At 70.5% G+C, this 22,874-nt stretch carries 22 protein-coding genes; 13 read left to right on the forward strand and 9 right to left on the reverse strand.

Annotated elements, in window-relative coordinates:
- The first annotated feature begins 4 nt into the window (after positions 1 to 4).
- From tpiA to QQM72_RS20890, 5 genes are all read left to right on the forward strand, one after another.
- Positions 5 to 781: a triose-phosphate isomerase gene (gene tpiA / locus QQM72_RS20870; protein ID WP_314222383.1), complete on the forward strand. Its 777-nt coding sequence runs from the start codon at positions 5 to 7 to the stop codon at positions 779 to 781.
- 127 nt (positions 782 to 908) lie between these two features.
- A complete protein-coding gene (gene secG / locus QQM72_RS20875; RefSeq protein WP_020131907.1) occupies positions 909 to 1,139 on the forward strand; it encodes a preprotein translocase subunit SecG in 231 nt (76 codons plus the stop codon).
- A gap of 211 nt (positions 1,140 to 1,350) precedes the next feature.
- On the forward strand, positions 1,351 to 1,686 hold the full coding sequence (locus QQM72_RS20880) for an RNA polymerase-binding protein RbpA (protein ID WP_082412914.1): 336 nt from the start codon (positions 1,351 to 1,353) through the stop codon (positions 1,684 to 1,686).
- A 409-nt stretch (positions 1,687 to 2,095) separates the two neighbouring features.
- Positions 2,096 to 3,748 (forward strand): glucose-6-phosphate isomerase, encoded by a 1,653-nt coding sequence (gene pgi, locus QQM72_RS20885; RefSeq protein ID WP_314222384.1) that lies wholly within the window; start codon positions 2,096 to 2,098, stop codon positions 3,746 to 3,748.
- Positions 3,749 to 3,820: 72 nt separating this feature from the next.
- Complete coding sequence (locus QQM72_RS20890; RefSeq protein ID WP_399077999.1) at positions 3,821 to 4,813, forward strand: proline-rich domain-containing protein; 993 nt, start codon at positions 3,821 to 3,823, stop codon at positions 4,811 to 4,813.
- Between the two features lie 30 nt (positions 4,814 to 4,843).
- Here QQM72_RS20890 and pgl read toward each other — a convergent pair whose 3' ends face one another.
- Genes pgl through tkt form a run of 5 tightly spaced genes read right to left on the reverse strand, consistent with a single transcriptional unit; the run spans position 4,844 to position 11,519 of the window.
- A complete protein-coding gene (pgl, locus tag QQM72_RS20895) occupies positions 4,844 to 5,626 on the reverse strand; it encodes a 6-phosphogluconolactonase (RefSeq protein WP_314222385.1) in 783 nt (260 codons plus the stop codon).
- Entirely contained in the window at positions 5,623 to 6,756 is a 1,134-nt protein-coding gene (gene opcA, locus QQM72_RS20900; RefSeq protein ID WP_314222386.1) for a glucose-6-phosphate dehydrogenase assembly protein OpcA, read from the reverse strand. Before opcA ends, pgl begins: the two co-directional genes overlap by 4 nt.
- The gene (gene zwf, locus QQM72_RS20905; RefSeq protein ID WP_314222530.1) at positions 6,753 to 8,276 is read right to left on the reverse strand and encodes a glucose-6-phosphate dehydrogenase; all 1,524 of its coding nucleotides are present in this window, start codon (positions 8,274 to 8,276) and stop codon (positions 6,753 to 6,755) included. The genes opcA and zwf overlap by 4 nt, the downstream gene beginning before the upstream one ends.
- 3 nt (positions 8,277 to 8,279) lie before the next feature.
- Positions 8,280 to 9,398, reverse strand: a complete 1,119-nt coding sequence (tal, locus tag QQM72_RS20910) for a transaldolase (RefSeq protein ID WP_314222387.1) — start codon at positions 9,396 to 9,398, stop codon at positions 8,280 to 8,282.
- Between the two features lie 33 nt (positions 9,399 to 9,431).
- A complete protein-coding gene (gene tkt / locus QQM72_RS20915) occupies positions 9,432 to 11,519 on the reverse strand; it encodes a transketolase (RefSeq protein WP_314222388.1) in 2,088 nt (695 codons plus the stop codon).
- Between the two features lie 355 nt (positions 11,520 to 11,874).
- Here tkt and QQM72_RS20920 point away from each other — a divergent pair, with 355 nt between their 5' ends.
- From QQM72_RS20920 to QQM72_RS20935, 4 genes are all read left to right on the forward strand, one after another.
- Positions 11,875 to 12,828 carry a heme o synthase gene (locus tag QQM72_RS20920; RefSeq protein WP_314222389.1) on the forward strand — a complete coding sequence of 318 codons (954 nt, stop codon included), beginning with the start codon at positions 11,875 to 11,877 and terminating at the stop codon, positions 12,826 to 12,828.
- A gap of 106 nt (positions 12,829 to 12,934) precedes the next feature.
- Positions 12,935 to 13,291 carry a hypothetical protein gene (locus QQM72_RS20925; protein WP_314222390.1) on the forward strand — a complete coding sequence of 119 codons (357 nt, stop codon included), beginning with the start codon at positions 12,935 to 12,937 and terminating at the stop codon, positions 13,289 to 13,291.
- Positions 13,292 to 13,365: 74 nt separating this feature from the next.
- The gene (locus QQM72_RS20930; protein ID WP_314222391.1) at positions 13,366 to 14,472 is read left to right on the forward strand and encodes an amidohydrolase family protein; all 1,107 of its coding nucleotides are present in this window, start codon (positions 13,366 to 13,368) and stop codon (positions 14,470 to 14,472) included.
- Between the two features lie 18 nt (positions 14,473 to 14,490).
- Positions 14,491 to 15,249 (forward strand): nucleotidyltransferase domain-containing protein, encoded by a 759-nt coding sequence (locus QQM72_RS20935; protein ID WP_314222392.1) that lies wholly within the window; start codon positions 14,491 to 14,493, stop codon positions 15,247 to 15,249.
- Between the two features lie 12 nt (positions 15,250 to 15,261).
- Here QQM72_RS20935 and QQM72_RS20940 read toward each other — a convergent pair whose 3' ends face one another.
- The 4 genes from QQM72_RS20940 to QQM72_RS20955 all read right to left on the reverse strand — a co-directional run bounded on the left by QQM72_RS20940 (position 15,262) and on the right by QQM72_RS20955 (position 18,918).
- Complete coding sequence (locus QQM72_RS20940; protein WP_314222393.1) at positions 15,262 to 16,272, reverse strand: COX15/CtaA family protein; 1,011 nt, start codon at positions 16,270 to 16,272, stop codon at positions 15,262 to 15,264.
- Positions 16,273 to 16,328: 56 nt separating this feature from the next.
- Positions 16,329 to 17,099, reverse strand: coding sequence for an ABC transporter permease (locus tag QQM72_RS20945; RefSeq protein ID WP_314222394.1), 771 nt, complete (start codon positions 17,097 to 17,099; stop codon positions 16,329 to 16,331).
- Positions 17,099 to 18,019, reverse strand: a complete 921-nt coding sequence (locus QQM72_RS20950; protein ID WP_314222395.1) for an ABC transporter ATP-binding protein — start codon at positions 18,017 to 18,019, stop codon at positions 17,099 to 17,101. Before QQM72_RS20950 ends, QQM72_RS20945 begins: the two co-directional genes overlap by 1 nt.
- Positions 18,020 to 18,117: 98 nt before the next feature.
- Complete coding sequence (locus QQM72_RS20955; RefSeq protein ID WP_314222396.1) at positions 18,118 to 18,918, reverse strand: aminoglycoside N(3)-acetyltransferase; 801 nt, start codon at positions 18,916 to 18,918, stop codon at positions 18,118 to 18,120.
- A 183-nt stretch (positions 18,919 to 19,101) separates the two neighbouring features.
- Between QQM72_RS20955 and QQM72_RS20960 the strand changes: the two genes are divergently transcribed.
- Genes QQM72_RS20960 through QQM72_RS20975 form a run of 4 tightly spaced genes read left to right on the forward strand, consistent with a single transcriptional unit; the run spans position 19,102 to position 22,872 of the window.
- Complete coding sequence (locus QQM72_RS20960; protein WP_314222397.1) at positions 19,102 to 19,845, forward strand: helix-turn-helix transcriptional regulator; 744 nt, start codon at positions 19,102 to 19,104, stop codon at positions 19,843 to 19,845.
- Positions 19,842 to 21,263, forward strand: a complete 1,422-nt coding sequence (sufB, locus tag QQM72_RS20965) for a Fe-S cluster assembly protein SufB (RefSeq protein ID WP_020130536.1) — start codon at positions 19,842 to 19,844, stop codon at positions 21,261 to 21,263. The genes QQM72_RS20960 and sufB overlap by 4 nt, the downstream gene beginning before the upstream one ends.
- A 59-nt stretch (positions 21,264 to 21,322) precedes the next feature.
- Positions 21,323 to 22,540 carry a Fe-S cluster assembly protein SufD gene (gene sufD, locus QQM72_RS20970; protein ID WP_314222398.1) on the forward strand — a complete coding sequence of 406 codons (1,218 nt, stop codon included), beginning with the start codon at positions 21,323 to 21,325 and terminating at the stop codon, positions 22,538 to 22,540.
- Positions 22,540 to 22,872, forward strand: a complete 333-nt coding sequence (locus QQM72_RS20975; protein WP_314222399.1) for a non-heme iron oxygenase ferredoxin subunit — start codon at positions 22,540 to 22,542, stop codon at positions 22,870 to 22,872. Before sufD ends, QQM72_RS20975 begins: the two co-directional genes overlap by 1 nt.
- The last annotated feature ends 2 nt before the right edge of the window (positions 22,873 to 22,874 follow it).

Raw genomic sequence — 22,874 nt, forward strand, 5'->3', positions numbered from 1 at the left:
CCGCATGACCACTCGCACGCCGCTGATGGCGGGCAACTGGAAGATGAACCTCAACCACCTCGAGGCCATCGCCCACGTCCAGAAGCTCGCCTTCGCCCTGGCCGACAAGGACCACGAGGCCGTCGAGGTCGCCGTCCTGCCGCCCTTCACCGACCTGCGCTCCGTGCAGACCCTGGTCGACGGCGACAAGCTGAAGATCAAGTACGGCGCCCAGGACATCTCGGCCCAGGACTCCGGTGCCTACACCGGCGAGATCTCCGGCCCGATGCTCGCCAAGCTGAAGTGCACGTTCGTGGCGATCGGCCACTCCGAGCGCCGCCAGTACCACAACGAGACCGACGAGCTCGTGAACGCCAAGGTCAAGGCCGCCTACAAGCACGGCCTGACCCCGATCCTGTGCGTCGGTGAGGAGCTGGACGTCCGCGAGGCGGGCAACCACGTCTCCCACACCCTCGCCCAGGTCGAGGGCGGTCTGAAGGACCTCCCGGCCGAGCAGGCCGAGACCATTGTGATCGCCTACGAGCCCGTCTGGGCCATCGGCACCGGCAAGGTCTGCGGCGCCGAGGACGCGCAGGAGGTCTGCGCCGCCATCCGCGGCAGGATCGCCGAGCTCTACACCCAGGAGCTGGCCGACAAGGTCCGCATCCAGTACGGCGGCTCCGTGAAGTCCGGCAACGTCGCCGAGATCATGGCGCAGGCCGACATCGACGGCGCGCTGGTCGGCGGTGCCTCGCTGGACACCGACGAGTTCGTCAAGATCGTGCGCTTCCGCGACCAGTGATCCGAGCTGTGTGTATGCGGTAGCGGCGATCCGTCGTACCCTTGCGGGGGCATAGCGGTTCTCGCTATGCCCCCGTCGTTCGTCCGAGTCGTTATCCGAATCCGAGGAAGTTGGTCCAGCCGTGGTTTTGGGGTTCTCGATCGCCCTGATCGTCTTCAGCCTGCTGCTGATGCTGCTGGTGCTGATGCACAAGGGGAAGGGCGGCGGCCTCTCCGACATGTTCGGTGGCGGCATGCAGTCCTCCGTCGGCGGCTCCTCGGTCGCCGAGCGCAACCTCGACCGCATCACCGTCGTGATCGGGCTGCTGTGGTTCGCCTGCATCATCGTTCTCGGCATCGTCATGAAGACGAACAGCTGATCAGCTTCGCACAGTCACGCACATTCCGGTACGTAAGGCCCCATGTTCGGTACGCGCAGCTGAGCGCGGCCTATCATGGGGCTTGCGTCTATGTGTGGAAGCTGTAACTCCAATCACTGGACGCGCGTTGGGCCTTACGTAGACTGAGGCGCTCGCAGCGAAGCGAAACGCCGACTCGCTTTGCGGCACCATCACGCAGGGAGTTACGACCGTGGCAAGTGGCAACGCGATCCGAGGAAGCCGGGTCGGGGCGGGGCCGATGGGCGAGGCCGAGCGGGGCGAGTCCGCGCCGCGTCTGCGCATCTCCTTCTGGTGCTCCAACGGACACGAAACGGTGCCCAGCTTCGCCAGCGACGCGCAGGTTCCCGAGACCTGGGACTGTCCGCGCTGCGGCTTTCCCGCCGGGCAGGACCGGGACAACCCCCCGGCCCCGCCCCGAACCGAGCCCTACAAGACGCACCTCGCCTATGTGCGGGAGCGGCGCAGCGACGCGGACGGCGAGGCGATCCTCGCCGAGGCGCTCGCCAAACTGCGGGGCGAGATCTGACGAACCGAGACCGGCCGGGTACCTGAGGGTGCCTGGCCGGACGTGTTTCACGCGCGCATGTCCGCCCGCGGGCCGTCTGGCAGTGCTGCCCCTCGCGCGCCCGTGCGGCGCGCCCTGGTGGACCTCGAGGCCCTCGGCGGGGCCCACGCCTGCCTGATGACCGCTTGTCCGGCCGGCCGGCGCATTGCCGGTCGGCCCGTTCGTGTGCGCCGACACGGCGACGCGGCCCACTCGCGCCGCGCACTCGCCGTCGCCGCGTTGATACCCGCGGGCCGGGCGGACGTACCTGTTGTTGTCCCGTACGACCGTGGCCCGTCCGCTCACCCGACGCGCTGATCAACTAGGTTGGAACCGGCGGGGCAAGGCGTGCGCAGCACGGACAGATGAGGAAAGAGGGCTGAAGTCCGACATGAACGCAGACGGCCGTACGAGGCTCAACCAGACGCCCGAGTGGACCGCTCTGGCCAAACACCGCGAGGAACTCGGCGAGGTGCGGCTGCGGGAGCTGTTCGCCGCCGACCCCGAGCGAGGCGCGGGATACACGCTCCGGGTCGGTGACCTGCACATCGACTACTCCAAGCACCTCGTCACCGACGAGACACTGCGGCACCTGCGTGAACTGGCCGTGGCCACCGACGTCTTCGGCCTGAGGGACGCCATGTTCCGCGGCGAGAAGATCAACACCACCGAGGACCGTGCCGTCCTGCACACCGCCCTGCGCGCCCCGCGCGACGCGGTGATCGAGGTCGACGGGGAGAACGTCGTCCCGGCGGTGCACGCCGTCCTCGACAAGATGGCCGGCTTCGCCGACCGCGTCCGCTCCGGCGCCTGGACCGGCCACACCGGCCGGCGTATCCGCAACGTGGTGAACATCGGCATCGGAGGCTCCGACCTGGGCCCGGCGATGGCCTACGAGGTGCTGCGCGGCTACACCGACCGCGATCTCACGGTCCGTTTCGTGTCCAACGTGGACGGCGCCGACCTGCACGAGGCCATCCGCGACCTGGACCCGGCACAGACGCTGTTCATCATCGCGTCTAAGACCTTCACCACCATCGAGACGATCACCAACGCCACCTCGGCCCGCAGCTGGCTGCTGAAGGGGCTGGGCGGCGACGACCGGGCCGTCGCGAAGCACTTCGTCGCCCTGTCGACGAACGCGGAGAAGGTCGCGGACTTCGGCATCGACACGGCCAACATGTTCGAGTTCTGGGACTGGGTCGGCGGACGCTACTCCTTCGACTCGGCGATCGGCCTGTCGCTGATGATCGCCATCGGCCCGGACCGGTTCCGCGAGATGCTCGACGGTTTCCACCTCGTCGACGAGCACTTCAGGACGGCGCCCGCCGAGTCCAACGTGCCGCTGCTGCTGGGCCTGTTGGGCGTCTGGTACGGCAACTTCCACGACGCGCAGTCGCATGCCGTGCTGCCCTACAGTCACTATCTGTCCAAGTTCGCCGCCTACCTCCAGCAACTGGACATGGAGTCCAACGGCAAGTCCACGGGCCGGGACGGCCGGCAGGTCGACTGGCAGACCGGCCCCGTCGTCTGGGGGACGCCGGGCACCAACGGACAGCACGCCTACTACCAGCTCATCCACCAGGGCACCAAGCTCATCCCGGCCGACTTCATCGGCTTCGCCGAGCCGGCCGCCGAGCTGAGCGACGAACTCAAGGCACAGCACGACCTGCTGATGGCCAACTTCTTCGCCCAGACCCAGGCGCTGGCCTTCGGCAAGACGCCCGAGGAGGTGCGCGCCGAGGGCGTGCCGGAGGAGCTGGTGGCCCACAAGACGTTCCGGGGCGACCACCCCACGACCACGATCCTCGCCCGTGAGCTGACCCCTTCGGTCCTCGGCCAGCTCGTCGCGCTCTACGAGCACAAGGTGTTCGTGCAGGGCGCGGTGTGGGACATCGACTCCTTCGACCAGTGGGGCGTGGAGCTCGGCAAGGTGCTCGCCAAGCGCGTCGAACCCGCCCTCACCGAGGGCGCCGAGGTCCCCGGCCTGGACGCGTCCACCAAGGCCCTGGTCGCCAGGTACCGGGAGCTGCGCGGTCGGTAGCGGTCACCGGACGGGCGAATCGGGAAGCGGGCGGCGGGCGGTCGTCCGCTTCCCGTAGACTCCCCGGCGATCATGAGTGCCGATCTCTCGGGGGAGAGCAACGTGACCGGTGCACGCAGGAGTTGGACCGACGGGTCGCTGTCCGGCCGCTCCTTCCTGAAGCCCCACAAGGCGGCGTGGGCGGTGTTCCATCCGGCGTGGATACCCCAGGCGCTCGATCCGACGGTGGAACGGCTCAAGCGCGGCAGGGTCGTCGCCGGGGCGGTGGCGGCCGTCGGCGTCTACACCTTCGTCGAGGGCGGCTTCGCCTTCGAGGAGATGCTGGAGAACACGGCGATCGCCTCCGCCGTGCTGTTCTTCCTCACCCCGGTGACGGTCGGCGTGATGCTCTTCGTCTGGCGGCGCACCGGCACCGTCCGGCAGCTGAAGAGGCCGCTCCTCGACTCGCTCAAGCTGCTGCTGCTCTTCATCGGCTGTGTCATGACGACCGTGGGGATCTTCCGGTCGAGCGAGATGTTCGGGCTGGTGCCGAGGATGCTGCTCACCCTCGTGGGCCTCTGGATGGCCTTCTTCGCGATGGCCGGCGCCGTCCGGCTCTCCGGGAACTTCTTCGGTTCCGCCGCCGTGCACCGCTGTCTGCCGCCGCTGCTGGCCACCGTGACGACCTGGCTGATGGCCGTCCCCGATCTGATCACCGGTGACCTGCACGGCCTCAGCCTCACCATGGGCATCGTCTTCATCCTGGGCGCACCGGTGACGGTCACCGGGCTCGCGCTGCTGGAGATGCGCCGCCTCAAGCGGAGGTACGGCATCCGGCTGGCGGTCCACCCGGCCGCCCTGCCGCCGACACCCGCCGGGGCGCCGCCGCGGGTCCCGCCGCAGGGGAACCCGTACGGCCCCCCGCAGGGGAACCCGTACGGCCCCCCGCAGGGAAACCCGTACGGGCAGCCGCAGGGAAACCCGTACGGGCAGCCGTACGCACCGCACCCGGGGCAGCCGTATCCCCAGGGCAACCCGTACGGGTCCTACCGGGCCCACAACGGGCAGAACCCGTACGGCGGTTGACCGTACGGGTTCTGTGCAGCGGCGACCGTGTCAGGCGGACGCCGGAGGGTACAGCGACCTCGGGAGGCGGGACGCCGCCGCCGTGTCCAGCAGCCACAGGGTGCGCGAGCGGCCCCGGGCGCCCGCCGCGGGGGCCTGGATCTCGCCCGCGCCGGACAGGGCGATCGCCGCGGCCTGCGCCTTGTCCTCGCCGGCCGCGAGCAGCCACACCTCACGGGCCGCCCGGATCGCCGGGAGGGTGAGGGTGATCCGGGTCGGCGGGGGCTTGGGCGCGCCGCGCACACCCACCACCGTGCGCTCGATCTCCCGCACGGCCGGCAGCTCCGGGAAGAGCGAGGCCACATGGGTGTCCGGGCCGACGCCCAGCATCAGGACGTCGAAGGCGGGCACGTCGCCGTGGTTCTCGGGGCCGGCCGCGCGGGCCAGCTCCTCCGCGTAGGCGGCCGCGGCCGCCTCCACGTCGGCGCCGTACGGACCGTCGGACGCGGGCATGGCGTGCACGCGCTCCGGGTCCACCGGGACGGAGTCCAGCAGGGCCTCACGGGCCTGCGTGACATTGCGCTCCGGGTCGCCCTCGGGCACGAAGCGCTCGTCGCCCCACCACAGGTCCAGCCGGGACCAGTCGACGGCGTCGCGGGCGGGCGCGGCGGCCAGTGCGGCCAGCAGGCCGTTGCCGTTGCGGCCGCCCGTGAGGACCACGGACGCCTGGCCCCGGGAGGCCTGGGCGTCCACGATCTTCGTGATGAGACGGGCCGCGGCGGCCTGCGCCATCAGTTCCTTGTCGTGGTGCACGACCAGCTGGGGAGTGCTCACTGCGGATCCGCCTTCCTGACCGGAGGCATCTGCGCCGGAGTCGGCCGCTCGGCGTCGGCGTGGCCCGCCGCGGCGGCGGACGGCGGAGCCGACGCGGAGTCACGGCCCGCGGCCGCCGGGTCCGGCACCGCGCGGACCGGGAGGGACGGTGCGGGCTGGCCGGCGGCCTCGGCCCGCTCCGCCTCCCGCTCCGCGGCCGACTGGATCCCGCCCAGCCGGTCCACGCCGAACCGCAGGGCGGACGCGTACGTGTCGTCGGGGTCGAGCCTGCGCAGTTCCTCCGCGAGCAGCTCGGACGTCTCGCGGCGCTTGAGGGCCACCGCGCGGTCCGGCTGGCCGGGCAGCGCCAGCGTGGCCATCGCGCCGTCCGACCGGTGCAGTGTGATCGGACCGCCGGTCGTCTCCATCCGGACCTGGGTCAGACCCGGACCGGCCGAGATCGCGCGGCGGACGTGCACACGGAGCCGGTCGGCGAGCCACATGGCGAGCAGCTCGACGCTCGGGTTGGCCTCCTCGCCCGCCACCTCGGCGGAGACGATCTCGCAGCTGACCTGGTCGAGTGCGGCGGCCAGCATCGAGCGCCACGGGGTGATCCGGGCCCACGCCAGGTCGGTGTCGCCGGGCTCGTAGCTCTCGGCACGGGCCCGCAGCTCGTTGATGGGCTTCTCGGCCGCGTAGCTGTCGGTGACCCGGCGCTGGCCCAGGGCGCCCAGCGGGTCGCCCGCCGGGTCGCGCGGGGCGTCCACCGACCACCAGACCACCACCGGCGCGTCCGGCAGCAGCAGCGGCAGGACGACGGACTGGGCGTGGTCGGAGACCTCGCCGTACAGCCGGAGGATCACCGTCTCGCCGCTGCCCGCGTCCGCGCCCAGCCGTACCTCGGCGTCGAGGCGTGACTGGGTGCGGCCCCGGGGGGAGCGCGAGACGCGCTTGATGACCACGAGCGTGCGCGAGGGGTGCTCGTGCGACGCGTCGTTGGCGGCCTTCAGGGCGTCGTAGGCGTTCTCCTCGTCCGTGACGACGACGAGGGTGAGCACCATGCCGACGGCGGGGGTGCCTATCGCCCGCCTGCCCTGCACCAGCGCCTTGTTGATCTTGCTGGCAGTGGTGTCCGTGAGGTCTGTCTTCATGGCCGGCGCCAGCTCCGTCCGTCTCGCTCGAGCATCTCGTCGGCCTCGACGGGCCCCCAGGTGCCCGACGGGTACTGGGCGGGCTTGCCGTTCTTGTCCCAGTACCGCTCGATCGGGTCGAGGATCTTCCAGGACAGCTCCACCTCTTCCGTGCGGGGGAAGAGGTTCGAGTCGCCCAGCAGCACATCGAGGATGAGCCGCTCGTACGCCTCGGGCGAGGACTCCGTGAAGGACTCGCCGTAGGCGAAGTCCATCGACACGTCCCGGATCTCCATCGAGGTGCCGGGCACCTTCGAGCCGAAGCGGACCGTGATGCCCTCGTCCGGCTGGACGCGGATGACGATCGCGTTCGCGCCGAGCTCCTCGGTGGCCGTGGAGTCGAAGGGGGAGTGCGGGGCCCGCTGGAAGACGACCGCGATCTCGGTGACCCGGCGGCCGAGGCGCTTGCCGGTGCGCAGATAGAAGGGGACGCCCGCCCAGCGGCGGTTGTCGACCTCCAGCTTGACGGCCGCGTAGGTGTCGGTCTTCGACTTGGGGTCGATGCCGTCCTCTTCGAGGTAGCCGACGGCCTTCTCGCCGCCCTGCCACCCGGCCGCGTACTGGGCGCGCACGGTGGCCAGGCCCAGGTCCTTCGGCAGCCGCACGGCGCCGAGCACCTTGGTCTTCTCGGCGGCCAGCGCGTCGGCGTCGAAGGAGGAGGGCTCCTCCATGGCCGTGAGGGCCATCAGCTGGAGCAGGTGGTTCTGGATGACGTCACGGGCGGCGCCGATGCCGTCGTAGTAGCCGGCCCGGCCGCCGATGCCGATGTCCTCGGCCATCGTGATCTGGACGTGGTCCACGAAGGACCGGTTCCAGATCGGCTCGAACATCGTGTTGGCGAAGCGCAGCGCCATGATGTTCTGGACGGTCTCCTTGCCCAGGTAGTGGTCGATGCGGAAGACCTGGTCCGAGCCGAAGACCTCGTGGACGACCTTGTTGAGCTCCTCGGCCGAGGCCAGGTCGTGGCCGAAGGGCTTCTCGATGACCGCGCGCCGCCAGGAGCCGCTCGTCTGGTCGGCCAGCCCGTGCTTCTTCAGCTGCTGGATGACCACCGGGAAGGACCGCGGCGGCACGGACAGGTAGAAGGCGAAGTTGCCGCCCGTGCCCTGCGCCTTGTCGAGTTCGTCGATCGTGGCACGCAGACGCTCGAAGGCGTCGTCGTCGTCGAAGGTGCCCTGCACGAAGCGCATGCCCTGGACGAGCTGCTGCCAGACCTCCTCGCGGAAGGGCGTACGGGCGTGCTCCTTGACGGCGTCGTGGACCTCCTGTGCGAAGTCCTCGTGCTCCCACTCGCGGCGGGCGAAGCCGACCAGCGAGAAGCCCGGCGGCAGCAGACCCCGGTTGGCGAGGTCGTACACGGCGGGCATGAGCTTCTTCCGGGACAAATCGCCCGTGACGCCGAAGATGACCAGGCCCGACGGCCCCGCGATACGCGGGAGCCGTCGGTCGGCGGGGTCACGCAGCGGATTGCTGCTCGACAGAGTTCAGCCCTCCGAGGGGGCGAGGCGCTGGAGCTCCGCCTCGGTCGACTTGAGCAGGTCGTTCCAGGACGCCTCGAACTTGTCCACGCCCTCGTCCTCGAGGAGCTGGACCACCTCGTCGTAGGAGATGCCGAGCTTCTCGACGGCGTCGATCTCGGCGCGGGCCTGCTCGTAGGTGCCGGCGATGGTGTTGCCGGTGATCGCGCCGTGGGCCTCGGCGGCGAACAGGGTCGCCTCCGGCATGGTGTTCACCGTGTTCGGCGCCACCAGGTCGTCCACGTACAGGGTGTCCTTGTAGGCGGGGTCCTTCACACCGGTGGAGGCCCACAGCGGACGCTGCTTGTTGGCGCCCGCCTTCTCCAGCGCGGCCCAGCGCTCGCCGGCGAAGACCTCCTCGTACGCCTGGTAGGCGAGCCGGGCGTTGGCGAGGCCCGCCTTGCCGCGGGCGGCCTTGGCCTCGTCGGTGCCGAGCGCGTCGAGCCGCTTGTCGATCTCGGTGTCCACGCGGGACACGAAGAAGGACGCCACGGAGTGGATCTTGGACAGGTCCAGGCCGCGCTCCTTGGCCTGCTCCAGGCCGGCCAGGTAGGCGTCCATGACCTGGCGGTAGCGCTCCAGCGAGAAGATCAGCGTGACGTTGACGCTGATGCCGAGGCCGATGACCTCGGTGATCGCCGGCAGGCCGCCCATCGTGGCCGGGATCTTGATGAGCGTGTTGGGGCGGTCGACCAGCCAGGCGAGCTGCTTGGCCTCGGCGACCGTCGGCTTGGTGTGGTGCGCCAGGCGCGGGTCGACCTCGATCGATACCCGGCCGTCCTGGCCGCCGGTGGCGTCGAAGACCGGGCGCAGGATGTCGGCGGCGTCACGGACGTCCGCCGTCGTGATCATGCGGATGGCCTCTTCGACGGTGACCTTGCGGGCGGCGAGGTCGGAGAGCTGCTGCTCGTAACCGTCGCCGCTGCTGATCGCCTTCTGGAAGATCGACGGGTTGGTGGTGACGCCCACGACGTGCTGCTGGTCGATCAGTTCGGCCAGGTTGCCGGACGTGATCCGCTTGCGCGACAGGTCGTCCAGCCAGATCGCGACGCCTTCTTCGGAGAGGCGCTTGAGTGCGTCTGTCATGGAATTACATCTCCTACGTGTCGTATGTGAGCGTCAGCGCTGGGCGGCGGCGAGGGATTCCCGGGCCTTGGCGGCCACGTTCTCGGCAGTGAAGCCGTACTCCTGGAAGAGGACCTTGCCATCGGCGGAAGCACCGAAGTGCTCCAGGGAAACGATGCGGCCGGCGTCCCCGACGTACTTGTGCCAGGTGAGACCGATACCCGCCTCGACCGAGACGCGGGCCTTGACGGACGGGGGCAGGACGCTGTCCCGGTACCCCTGGTCCTGCTCCTCGAACCACTCCACGGACGGCATGGAGACCACGCGCGTGGGGACCCCCTCGGCTTCCAGCCGCTCGCGCGCCTCGACGGCGACGTGCACCTCGGAGCCGGTCGCGATGAGGAGCACCTCCGGCGACCCGGTGGAGGCCTCGAACAGGACGTACCCGCCCTTGGCCGCGTTCTCGTCGGGCTCGTAGGCCGGCACGCCCTGGCGGGTGAGGACCAGACCGTGCGGGGCGCCCTTGCCGAAGACCTTCGTCCAGCGCTTGAGGATCTCGCGCCAGGCGATCGCCGTCTCGTTGGCGTCGGCCGGGCGGACGACGTTCAGGCCCGGGATGGCACGCAGCGAGGCCAGGTGCTCGACCGGCTGGTGGGTCGGGCCGTCCTCGCCGAGGCCGATGGAGTCGTGCGTCCACACGTACGTCACCGGCACGTGCATCAGGGCGGACAGCCGCACGGCGTTGCGCATGTAGTCGGAGAACACGAGGAACGTGCCGCCGTAGATACGGGTGTTGCCGTGCAGCGCGATGCCGTTCATCTCCGCGGCCATCGAGTGCTCGCGGATACCGAAGTGGACGGTGCGGCCGTACGGGTCCGCCTCCGGCAGCGGGTTGTCCGCCGGGAGGAACGACGACGTCTTGTCGATCGTCGTGTTGTTGGAACCCGCGAGGTCGGCGGAGCCGCCCCACAGCTCGGGGATGACCGCGCCGAGCGCCTGGAGCACCTTGCCGGACGCGGCACGGGTGGCGACGCCCTTGCCGGGCTCGAAGACCGGGAGCTTCTCCTCCCAGCCGGTGGGCAGCTCGCCCGCGGCGACGCGCTCGAACTCGGCGGCGCGGTCGGGGTTGTTGTCCCGCCACTGCTGGAAGGACTTCTCCCACACGGCGCGGGCGGCCTGGCCGCGCTCGAGGGCGCCCCGGGTGTGGGCGATGACCTCGTCCGCGACCTCGAAGGACTTCTCCGGGTCGAAGCCGAGGACGCGCTTGGTGGCCGCGACCTCGTCGTCGCCGAGCGCCGAGCCGTGGGCGGCCTCGGTGTTCTGCGCGTTCGGCGCGGGCCAGGCGATGATCGAGCGCATCGCGATGAAGGACGGCTTGTCCGTCACCTGCTTCGCGGCCTCGATCGCGTCGTAGAGGGCGTGCGGGTCCAGGTCGCCGTCCGGCTTGGGGGCGACGCGCTGCACGTGCCAGCCGTACGCCTCGTAACGCTTGACGGTGTCCTCGGACACCGCGGTCTCGGTGTCGCCCTCGATCGAGATGTGGTTGTCGTCCCACAGCAGGATCAGGTTGCCGAGCTTCTGGTGCCCGGCCATGGAGGACGCCTCGGCGGAGATGCCCTCCTGGAGGCAGCCGTCACCGGCGATGGCGTAGACGAAGTGGTCGAACGGCGACTCGCCGGCCGGGGTCTCCGGGTCGAACAGACCGCGCTCGTAGCGGGCGGCCATCGCCATGCCCACGGCGTTCGCGACGCCCTGGCCCAGCGGGCCGGTCGTCGTCTCGACGCCCGTGGTGTGGCCGTACTCCGGGTGGCCCGGCGTCTTCGAACCCCAGGTACGGAACGCCTTGAGGTCGTCCAGCTCCAGGCCGAAGCCGGCCAGGTACAGCTGGGTGTAGAGCGTCAGGGACGAGTGGCCCGCGGACAGCACGAAGCGGTCGCGGCCGACCCAGTCGGCGTCCGCCGGGTCGTGCCGCATCACCTTCTGGAAGAGGGTGTACGCGGCAGGCGCCAGGCTCATCGCCGTACCGGGATGGCCGTTGCCGACCTTCTGTACGGCGTCGGCGGCCAGGACGCGGGCGGTGTCCACCGCCCGCTGGTCCAACTCGGTCCACTCGAGGTCTGTGGTGGTCGGCTTGGTGCTCACCCTGGGTCAGGGCTCCTCTCCACATGTCACGCATGTCGAATGCCGGTGCACGCGGCGCCCACCGGCCGTTGTCGAGCCTACCCCCGTGAGAACGTGCATTTTTTCGAGTCATTCCAGACTGCCGGGAGACTTGGTGGTGCGCCTCCCGACCGGTGTGTTCCCTGTTCGGCAAGTGAATACGGAGCCGCTCGTACGAGTGCTCAACAGAGTGCCCTCCGGCTCTTCCGCAGGTGCCGGCCAACACGAGCCCACCCCCGCGAATGTCGGGGTCTGGGCAACGTCTACAGTGGCGTGGTACGCGCGAGCCTTTACCCCGCATTCACACGGGGAGGCTTGCTGGGAGTCTCTGTCAGGGGTGTGCGTGACGGCCGTTGAATCCCGTCCAGTGGGGATTGTCGGGGCGAGTCATAGCCCGAGCCGGCGGCCGTTCGGGGCCCGGGTGAAGGCGTTCGTGGCGCTGACCAAGCCGCGGATCATCGAGCTGCTGCTGATCACCACCGTCCCGGTGATGTTCCTGGCGCAGCAGGGCGTTCCTGACCTGGGTCTGGTGGTCCTGACCTGCCTCGGCGGTTACCTGTCCGCGGGCGGCGCGAACGCGCTGAACATGTACATCGACCGCGACATCGACGCGCTGATGGACCGCACCTCGCAGCGCCCGCTGGTCACCGGAATGGTCAGCCCGCGTGAATGCCTCGCCTTCGGCATCACCCTCGCGGTGGTCTCCACACTCCTGTTCGGTCTGACCGTCAACTGGCTGTCGGCCTGGCTCGCCCTCGGCGCGCTCCTCTTCTACGTCGTCGTCTACACGATGATCCTCAAACGCCGTACCTCGCAGAACATCGTGTGGGGCGGCATCGCCGGCTGCATGCCGGTGCTGATCGGCTGGTCGGCCGTGACGAACTCGGTGTCCTGGGCGCCGGTCGTCCTCTTCCTCGTCATGTTCTTCTGGACGCCGCCGCACTACTGGCCGCTGTCCATGAAGGTCAGGGACGACTACGCGCGGGTGGGCGTGCCGATGCTGCCGGTCGTCGCCTCCAACAAGACCGTCGCCAAGCAGATCGTCCTCTACAGCTGGGTGATGGTCGCCGTCTCGCTGCTGCTGACCCCGCTGGGCTACACCGGGTGGTTCTACACCTCGGTCGCGCTGGTGGCCGGCGGCTGGTGGCTGTGGGAGGCGCACGCGCTCCAGAGCCGCGCCAAGGCCGAGGCGACGGGCGGGAAGCTGAAGGAGATGCGGCTGTTCCACTGGTCCATCACCTATGTGTCGCTGCTGTTCGTGGCGGTCGCGGTGGACCCCTTCCTGCGCTGACGCCGCCGAGTTCTCGTCGCCGAATCGCCGAACGGCCGGGGTGCGTGGTCAACACCACGCACCCCGGCCGTCGCCGTTCGATCTACCCGTCGGTAGCATCCTGGCCATGGCAGACACCAAGCAGGTTGACGAGACCGCCGACGCCAAGCAGGCCGCGAAGGCCGAGCGCAAGGCGGCCCGGCTCGCCAAGCAGATCAGCGCCTTCGCCGAGCAGCACGGCGGGGCCGAGGGCCAGATCGCGTACATCGGCGAGCGCGGCGCCCGTATCGTCCTGGTCGGCGACGACGGCGGCTGGGGCGACCTGGTGGCCCCCTCGGTCACCGTCGCCGAGCTGGCCGTCGCAAAGGCCGGCATCACCGTGCACGAGACCTTCGACGGCGAGTTCGCGGCGAAGGTGAAGACGGGGCCGTACGAGTGGACACGGATGGCCGGGATCCAGATCGGCGGACCGAAGAACGGCTGAGCAGCAACAACCTGACACCCCGGTCACCCGTTAGGACCCGTAGGAACCACGTGGTCCGTCCCCCGGGAGTCCGGATGATCGAAACGCCGTCCTTGGTGGACCAGTACTGCCACGGCGTCCTGAGAACGGAGCTGGGTCTCGGTACCTTCGAGGCCCAGTTGGCCCGCACCGAGGGCCCGCCTGCCCCGGGCACGACGCTGTTCGACACCCAGACGGGGTTCGCGGTACGCCGCTGGTGCCCCCCGCTCCTCGGTCTGGAACCGCACGCGCCGCCCGCCCGTTATCTCGCCCGGCGTCGTGAACTCGGCGTACTGGAAGCGGGCCGCCGACTGCTGCGCGGCAGCGGCATCACGACGTACCTGGTCGACACGGGCCTGCCCGGAGACCTCACCGGACCGGGCGAGCTCGCCTCGGCCGGCGCCGCCGAGGCGCGGGAGATCGTGCGCCTGGAACCCCTCGCCGAACAGGTCGCCGACACCTCCGGCACCGTCGAGTCCTTCCTCGCCAACCTCGCCGAGTCGGTCCACGGGGCCGCCGCGAACGCCGTGGCCTTCACCTCCGTGGCGGGGGTCCGGCACGGCCTCGCCCTCGCGCCCGAGCCGCCCGGGCCGGGGGAGGTGCGGGGCGCGGCGGGCCGCTGGCTCGCGGGCCGCAGGGTCGGCGGCGAGCTGAGGGACCCGGTGCTGCTGCGCCACCTGTTGTGGATCGCCGTCGCCTCGGGGCTGCCCCTTCAGCTGCACGCGGGACTCGGCGAGCCGGGGGCGCGCGTCGACCGTTCGGATCCGGTCCTGCTGACGGACTTCGTACGGGCCACGGCCGGCCTCGGCACCGACCTCGTCCTGCTGCACGGCTACCCCTACCACCGGCACGCCGCCCACCTCGCGGGCGTCTTCCCGCACGTGTACGCCGACTCCGGCGCCGCGCTCGTACGGACCGGCGCGCGCGCCGCGACGATCCTCGCGGAGATCCTGGAGCTGGCCCCCTTCGGCAAGATCCTCTTCTCCAGCGGGGCCGGGGGGCTGCCCGAGCTGCACGTGGTCGGGGCGCGGCTGTTCCGCGAGGCCTTGGCGCGGGTGCTCGGCGGCTGGGTCGTGGAGGGCGCGTGGTCGTCGGCGGACGCGCAACGGGTGGCGGGACTGATCGCGGCGGGCAACGCGCGCCGGGTGTACGGGCTCGGCTGAGGCGGACAGACTGGGCGCATGGCCAAGCGCACGATCAGCCGTACGCAAGCATTACTGGACCGTTTTCTCGCCTGCCTCCAGGCCCTGGACCCCGTCGCCGTGTGGGCCCACGGTTCGCTGGCCGGGGGTGACTACCAGGAGGGCCGCAGCGACCTGGACCTCATCGCGGTCCTGGCGGGGCCCGTCACACCGCGCGCGGTGTGGCACCTCGCCCGGCTGCACGCCCGCCTGCGGAACGAGCCGCTCGCCCCACTGCTGCACTGCACCTATCTCACCCCCGGCCGGACCACCGACCCGGAGCGGCGGCACCTCACCTGGGCGCACGGCCGGCTGTTCCGTCGGACGGTCACCCCGGTGACCCGCCGCGAGCTGCACGACTTCGGCCGGGTGCTGCACGGCAAGCCGCCCGGCGCGCTTCTGCCGCCCGTGCCGGACCGGGCACTCGGCGATTTCGTCGTCCGCGACCAGCGGGACTTCTGGCGGCCCGCCGTCGACAAGGCCCACCTGTGGCGTGAGAACGTCTGGGTCGATCTGGGGCTGCTGACCTTCGCGCGGGCGACGGTGACCGTGCGGGACGGCCGGCTGATCTCCAAGCGCCAGGCGCTCGACGAACTGTCCGCGCTCGGGGCGCCCTCGCAGGTCGTGGCGGACATCGCGCGCCGCCGCTACGACGAGGGGGACGGGCCGGCCGACGACGGGTGGCCCGCCCGCCGCGCCGAGCTGACCCGGGACTACCTGGGGCCGGCGATCGACGCTCTGGTCACCTCGTACGCCTGAGCCTCGGGTGGCTCACGCGCGCGTGCCGACCGTCGCCTCGGCCGCCGGGCCCGGCAGGTCGATCGTCGCCTCGGGGCGCTCGCGCAGCGCCAGCAGCACGCGCAGCACCGCGATCCACACCAGGCAGGAGCCGAACATGTGCAGCCCGACCAGGGCCTCGGGAAGGTCCGTGAAGTACTGGACGTAGCCGATGAGACCCTGCCCGAGCAGCACCAGGAACAGGTCCCGGGTGCGGTCCAGCGGGCTCTTCGGCGCGTCCACCGCCTTGAGGATGAACCACAGGGCGAAGGTCAGCGTCACCACGATCCAGGCGAGCACGGCGTGCAGCTTGGCGACCGTCTCCCAGTCCAGCGGCATCCGCTCGACCTCGCTGGAGTCACCGGCGTGCGGGCCCGCGCCGGTCACCACCGTGCCGACGCCGATCAGCAGCGTCGAGGCGACGACCAGGAACCACACCAGCTGCTGCACGGGCCTGCCGACCAGCGGCCTGGGCTCCCCGTCGCCCTCCCGGGCCCGCTGCCACATCACCGCGGCGACCGCGAGCAGCGCCGTGGCGGCCAGGAAGTGCGCCGCGACCGTGTAGGGGTTGAGGCCGACGAGCACCACGATCCCGCCGAGCACGGCGTTGCTCATCACCAGCCAGAACTGCGCCCAGCCGAGCCGGGTCAGGCTCCGCCGGTACGGCTTCTCGGCGCGCGCGGCGATGATCGCCCAGCCGACGGCCGCGCACAGCACGTAGGTCAGCATGCGGTTGCCGAACTCGATGGCGCCGTGGAAGCCCATCGCGCCGGTCGCGGTGAGGGAGTCGTCGGTGCACTTGGGCCAGGTCGGGCAGCCCAGGCCGGAGCCCGTGAGCCGGACGGCACCGCCGGTGACCACGATGACCACCGACATCACGAGCGGGTACAGCGCCGCCCGCTGAACGGTCCGGCGGGTGGGGGTCCAGCGTTCGGCGATGAAGGCGAGCGGGTTGCGCACGGCGGCTACGGCGTCGGCACGGGTCACGTTTGGCACGCGTCCCATCGTAGGCGTCCGCTTGTGCACGCGTTCACGAGGGTCCCCCGGTGCCGCGCGACCGGCTACTCCCAGCGGAAGAACCGGCCGGCCGCCGCGAGTCCCACGACCGCCCACACCGCCAGGATCCCCAGGTCGCCCCAGGGCATGCCCGCGCCGTGCTGGAGCACGTCGCGCAGCCCGTCCGAGAGGGCCGAGACGGGCAGCAGGCCGAGCACGTCCTGGGCGCCGGGCGGGAACCTGTCGAGCGGGACGATCACCCCGCCGCCCACCAGCAGCAGCAGGAAGACCAGGTTGGCCGCGGCCAGCGTAGCCTCCGCCTTCAAGGTGCCCGCCATCAGTAGGCCGAGGCCCGAGAAGGCGGCCGTGCCCAGGATCAGGAGCAGCAGGACGGCCGCCGGGTTGCCGTGCGGGTCCCAGCCGAGGGCGAAGGCGATCGCCGTCAGGAGGATCACCTGGAGGATCTCCGTGACCAGCACCGACAGCGTCTTCGCCGCCATCAGGCCCCAGCGGGGGAGCGGAGAGGCGGCGAGCCGCTTCAGCACCCCGTAGCGGCGTTCGAAGCCGGTCGCGATGGCCTGGCCGGTGAAGGCCGTCGACACCACGGCGAGCGCGAGGATGCCGGGCGTGAGGAAGTCCACCGCCTCGCCCGCGCCGGTGTCGACGATGTCCACGCTGCTGAACAGGACCAGCAGCAGGGTGGGGATCACGACGGTGAGCAGCAGCTGCTCGCCGTTGCGCAGGAGCATCTTCGTCTCCAGCACCGCCTGGGCCGCGATCATGCGGGGCAGCGGAGCCGCGCCGGGCCGGGGGGTGTAGGTACCCGTGGCGGTCATCAGCGCAGCTCCTTGCCGGTCAGTTCCAGGAAGACGTCCTCCAGGGTGTGCCGTTCGACCGAGATCCGGTCCGGCATCACCCCGTGCTGCGCGCACCACGAGGTGACCGTCGCCAGCAGCTGCGGGTCGACCTTGCCCATCACCCGGTAGGAGCCGGGGGTCAGCTCGGCGGCCGAGCTGTCGGCGGGCAGGGCCTTGAGCAGGGAGGTGACGTCGAGGCCGGGGCGGCCGGTGAAACGCAGGGTGTTCTCGGCGCCGCCGCGGCACAGCTCCTCGGGGGAGCCCTGGGCGATGACCCGGCCCGCGTCGATGATCGCGACGTCGTCGGCGAGCTGCTCGGCCTCGTCCATGTAGTGGGTGGTCAGGATGACGGAGACGCCGTCCGCTCGCAGATCCCGTACGAGTTCCCAGGTGGCGCGGCGGGCCTGCGGGTCGAGGCCGGCCGTCGGCTCGTCGAGGAACACCAGCTCCGGGCGGCCGACGACGGCCATCGCCAGCGCGAGCCGCTGCTGCTGGCCGCCGGAGAGCCGGCGGTACGTCGTCCGGCCGCAGGAGCCGAGGCCGAGGCGCTCGACGAGGGCGTCGACGTCCAGGGGGTGGGCGTGCAGCCCGGCCACGTGCCGGAGCATCTCGCCGGCCCGCGCGCCGGAGTACACGCCTCCGGACTGGAGCATCACGCCTATCCGGGGGCGCAGGTCGGCGGCCTGTCTCTGCGGGTCGAGGCCGAGGACGCGCACCGTGCCGGCGTCCGGCCTGCGGTATCCCTCGCAGGTCTCGACGGTGGTCGTCTTGCCGGCGCCGTTGGGTCCGAGGACGGCGGTGACGCCCGCCCGGGCCGTCAGGTCGAGGCCGTTCACCGCGGTCTTCGTCCCGTACCGCTTCACCAGGGCCTCGACCCGGACGACAGGCTCACTTCGCATGGCTCAAGAGTCTAGGTTCGCGGGTGAGGGCTCGGACCGGGGGGTGCGGGAACCGGCCGGACGCGACGGCGGCGGGGGCCGGCGCGGGGCGGGCCGGCTCAGAGTTCCTCCTCGCGGGAGCGGTGCAGCGGCAGCCACCGCTGCGCGTAGGCCACCGCGTCCGCGACCGGAAACAGCCGTACGTCGGCCGCCCCGACGGTGCCCCGTACGACGTCACGGTCGCGTTCGAAGTCATGGCCCAGCTCGTCGAAGCGATCGGAGTCGATCGACACCTCGGTCACGGTCTCCCACGTCCCGCCGGGCCCCGGCCGGCCCACCGCGACGAGCGGGGCCGGGATCCGGTACTCGGCCAGGTGGAAGCTGGTGCAGGTGGCGTAGCCGGCGCCGAGCAGCAGGACGCGTGCCCCTGCCCTGTCCAGCCGGGCCAGCGGGCTGTGCTCACCGAGCCGGCAGTCGGGGGCGTGCCCCTCGACCAGCTCCGCGGCCCGCGCCCCGAGCGCCGCGAACGAGGTCTGCGGGTGGGCGCTGCGCAGGGCGCCGGGCCAGGTGCGGACCGTCTCCGGGACCACGCCCACGCCCAGTGCCGGAGTGATGAGGGGGTCGTAGGCGGGCATGGTCGCCCGGATCCGCTCCCACCACTGGGCGGGGACCGGCGGATTGCTCCACAGGGCCGGGTCGGAGAGGTCGCCGGACTGGGTGGGGACCACGAGAGTGCCGTCCGGGCCGATTGCGTCGAGCAGTCCTCTTACCACCGCGACGGCGCCTCCGCAGACCCAGCCGAGCGAACTGAGCGAGGAGTGCACGAGCAGGATTTCTCCTGGTTCGACACCCAGCGCGCGAAGCTCCGCGGCGAGGCTGTCGCGGGTGACAAGTGGGCCGGTGGGAGGGGGTGTGGGCATGGTCCGGCAGTGTCCTGGAAGGGCGCTCCGCAGACCAGTGGTTTTATCGCAACAACGCCTTGGCCTGATCGATCAAAGATCGTTTCCGCAGGTCAGATTAGGTTTACCTAAGTGACGCAGGGCACCGCCCGCCGATCCGGACACGGCTTGCCTGCGTCTGAGGAATTACGCAACAATGGCGTTGTGAAAAACGTCGGCGAGGTTCGGGAGGCCCCCACGGGGACCCCCCAGGAGGAGATCGCGACCGGTGAGCGCTCGACGCGCAACCGGGTCGCGCGGTCCATCCTGGACCACGGGCCGTCGACCGTCGCCGAGCTGGCCGGCCGGCTGGGCCTCACCCAGGCCGCCGTACGCCGCCACCTCGACGCGCTGGTCGCCGACGACATCGTGGCGGCCCGCGAGCAGCGGGTGTACGGAGCACGGACGCGCGGGCGCCCGGCCAAGGCCTTCGCCCTCACCGACTGCGGCCGTGACGCCTTCGACCAGTCCTACGACAAGCTCGCCGCGGACGCCCTCAGCTGGATCCAGGAGCGCTTCGGCGGGGACGAGGCCGTCGTCGCCTTCGCCCGCGCGCGGATCGCCGAACAGGCCGCCGGGTACCGCGCGGCGATCGAGGCGGCCGCCCCGGAAGAGCGGACCGAAGCCCTGGCCAAGGCCCTGAGCGCGGACGGGTACGCTGCTACGGCGCGCAGCGCACCGGTCGGCGAGCAGCTGTGCCAGCACCACTGCCCCGTCGCCCATGTCGCCGAGAAGTTCCCGCAGCTCTGCGAGGCGGAGACCGAGATCTTCTCCCAGCTGCTCGGGACGCACGTCCAGCGACTGGCGACCATCGCCCACGGCGACGGCGTCTGCACCACGTTCATCCCCAAAGTTTCCACAGCCACCCCAAACGCATCTGCAAGCACGGCCGGGAGGAACCCCGCATGACTCTCCCCACGGAGACTGCCCACCCCGAACTCGAGGGCCTGGGTAAGTACGAATACGGCTGGGCCGACTCCGACACGGCCGGCGCCTCTGCGAAGCGCGGCATCAACGAGGACGTCGTCCGGGACATCTCGGCCAAGAAGTCCGAGCCGGAGTGGATGACGAAGCTGCGCCTCAAGGGCCTGCGGCTCTTCGGCAAGAAGCCCATGCCCAACTGGGGCTCGGACCTCTCGGGCATCGACTTCGACAACATCAAGTACTTCGTGCGCTCCACGGAGAAGCAGGCGGAGTCCTGGGAGGACCTGCCCGAGGACATCAAGAACACGTACGACAAGCTCGGCATCCCCGAGGCGGAGAAGCAGCGCCTCGTCGCCGGTGTCGCGGCCCAGTACGAGTCCGAGGTCGTCTACCACCAGATCCGTGAGGACCTGGAGGAGCAGGGCGTCATCTTCCTCGACACCGACACCGCGCTGAAGGAGCACCCGGAGCTCTTCAAGGAGTACTTCGGCACCGTCATCCCGGTCGGCGACAACAAGTTCGCGTCGCTGAACACCGCGGTGTGGTCCGGCGGATCCTTCATCTACGTGCCGAAGGGCGTGCACGTGGAGATCCCGCTCCAGGCCTACTTCCGTATCAACACGGAGAACATGGGCCAGTTCGAGCGGACCCTGATCATCGTCGACGAGGGCGCCTACGTGCACTACGTCGAGGGTTGTACGGCCCCCATCTACAAGTCGGACTCGCTGCACAGCGCCGTGGTCGAGATCATCGTCAAGAAGAACGCCCGCTGCCGTTACACGACCATCCAGAACTGGTCGAACAACGTCTACAACCTGGTCACCAAGCGCGCCGTGGCGTACGAGGGCGCGACCATGGAGTGGATCGACGGCAACATCGGCTCCAAGGTGACGATGAAGTACCCGGCCGTCTACCTGATGGGCGAGCACGCCAAGGGCGAGACCCTCTCCATCGCCTTCGCGGGCGAGGGCCAGCACCAGGACGCCGGCTCCAAGATGGTCCACATGGCGCCGAACACCTCGTCCAACATCGTGTCGAAGTCCGTGGCGCGCGGGGGCGGCCGGACGTCCTACCGCGGTCTCGTCGAGATCGGCGAGGGCGCCCACGGCTCCAAGTCCAACGTGCTGTGCGACGCGCTGCTCGTCGACACCATCTCCCGCTCCGACACGTACCCCTACGTGGACGTCCGCGAGGACGACGTGTCCATGGGCCACGAGGCCACCGTCTCCAAGGTCAGCGACGACCAGCTCTTCTACCTGATGAGCCGGGGCATGACCGAGTTCGAGGCGATGGCGATGATCGTGCGCGGCTTCGTCGAGCCCATCGCGAAGGAGCTGCCCATGGAGTACGCCCTCGAGCTCAACCGGCTGATCGAGCTGCAGATGGAAGGCGCGGTCGGTTAAGACCCGCCCCCGACAGCAGCAGCAATTTTCTGACGTAGGAAGAGAGCAGACCGACAGCCATGGCTGAGGCTCAGAACGCCCCCAATCTCGAATCCACTCGACCGGGGGGACCCCTACCCGTGGGCTCCACCACCGCGGGCCAGATCGCGGTGGCCGCCGAGTCGACCGTCGCCACGCGCATGAGCGCGCCCGCCTCCTTCGACGTGAAGGACTTCCCGGTCCCGCACGGTCGCGAGGAGGAGTGGCGGTTCACGCCGCTGGAGCGGCTGCGCGGGCTGCACGACGGCACCGCCGTCGCGGCCGGCGAGGGCGTGAAGGTCGCCGTCGAGGCGCCCGAGGGCGTCACCGTCGAACTCGTGGACCGCGACGACCCGCGCCTCGGGAAGGCGGGCACCCCGGTGGACCGGGTCGCCGCCCAGGCGTACTCCGCGTTCGAGAAGGCCGGCGTGGTCACCGTCCCCAAGGAGACGGTGCTCACCGAGCCGATCCGCATCGCGGTGCACGGCGAGGGCGGGGTCTCCTACGGCCACCAGGTCATCGAGCTGGGTGCCTTCGCCGAGGCCGTCGTCGTCATCGACCACACCGGTGACGCCGTGCTGGCCGCCAACGTCGACTACGTCCTCGGGGACGGCGCGAAGCTGACCGTCGTCTCCGTCCAGGACTGGGACGACAAGGCCGTGCACGTGGCCCAGCACAACGCCCTCGTCGGCCGCGACGCGACCTTCAAGTCGGTCGTGGTGACCTTCGGCGGCGATCTCGTCCGTCTCCACCCGCGCGTGGCGTACGCCGGCCCCGGCGCCGAGGCCGAGCTGTTCGGTCTGTACTTCACGGACGCCGGTCAGCACCAGGAGCACCGCCTCCTGGTCGACCACAACGTCCCGCACTGCAAGTCCAACGTCGTCTACAAGGGCGCCCTCCAGGGCGAGGGCGCGCACGCCGTGTGGATCGGTGACGTGCTCATCGAGGCCAAGGCCGAGGGCACGGACACCTACGAGATGAACCGCAACCTGGTCCTCACGGACGGCGCGCGGGTCGACTCGGTGCCGAACCTGGAGATCGAGACCGGCGAGATCGTCGGTGCCGGACACGCCTCCGCCACCGGCCGCTTCGACGACGAGCAGCTCTTCTACCTGATGGCCCGTGGCATCCCGGCCGACGAGGCCCGTCGCCTGGTGGTCCGCGGCTTCTTCGCCGAGCTGGTCCAGCAGATCGGTGTCGACGACATCGAGGAGCGCCTGCTCGCCAGGATCGAGTCCGAGCTGGAGGCCACCGTCTGATGGCCTACGACCGTGCTCGATTCATTCGGGCCTGCGGACTGAGCGAGCTGGAAGAGGACACCCCGACGCGGGTGGAACTCGACGGCACGCCGGTCTCGGTCGTCCGTACCGAGGGGGAGGTGTTCGCCATCCACGACATCTGCTCCCACGCGAACGTCTCGCTCTCCGAGGGCGAGGTGGAGGACTGTCAGATCGAGTGCTGGCTGCACGGTTCCAGCTTCGACCTCCGCACCGGCAAGCCGTCCGGCCTTCCCGCGACGCGCCCCGTCCCCGTATACCCCGTAAAGATCGAAGGGGACGACGTGCTCGTCTCCCTCACCCAGGAGTCCTGAGG

The sequence above is a fragment of the Streptomyces zaehneri genome (genome assembly GCF_032248645.1).
GTDB classification, from domain to species: domain Bacteria; phylum Actinomycetota; class Actinomycetes; order Streptomycetales; family Streptomycetaceae; genus Streptomyces; species Streptomyces coriariae.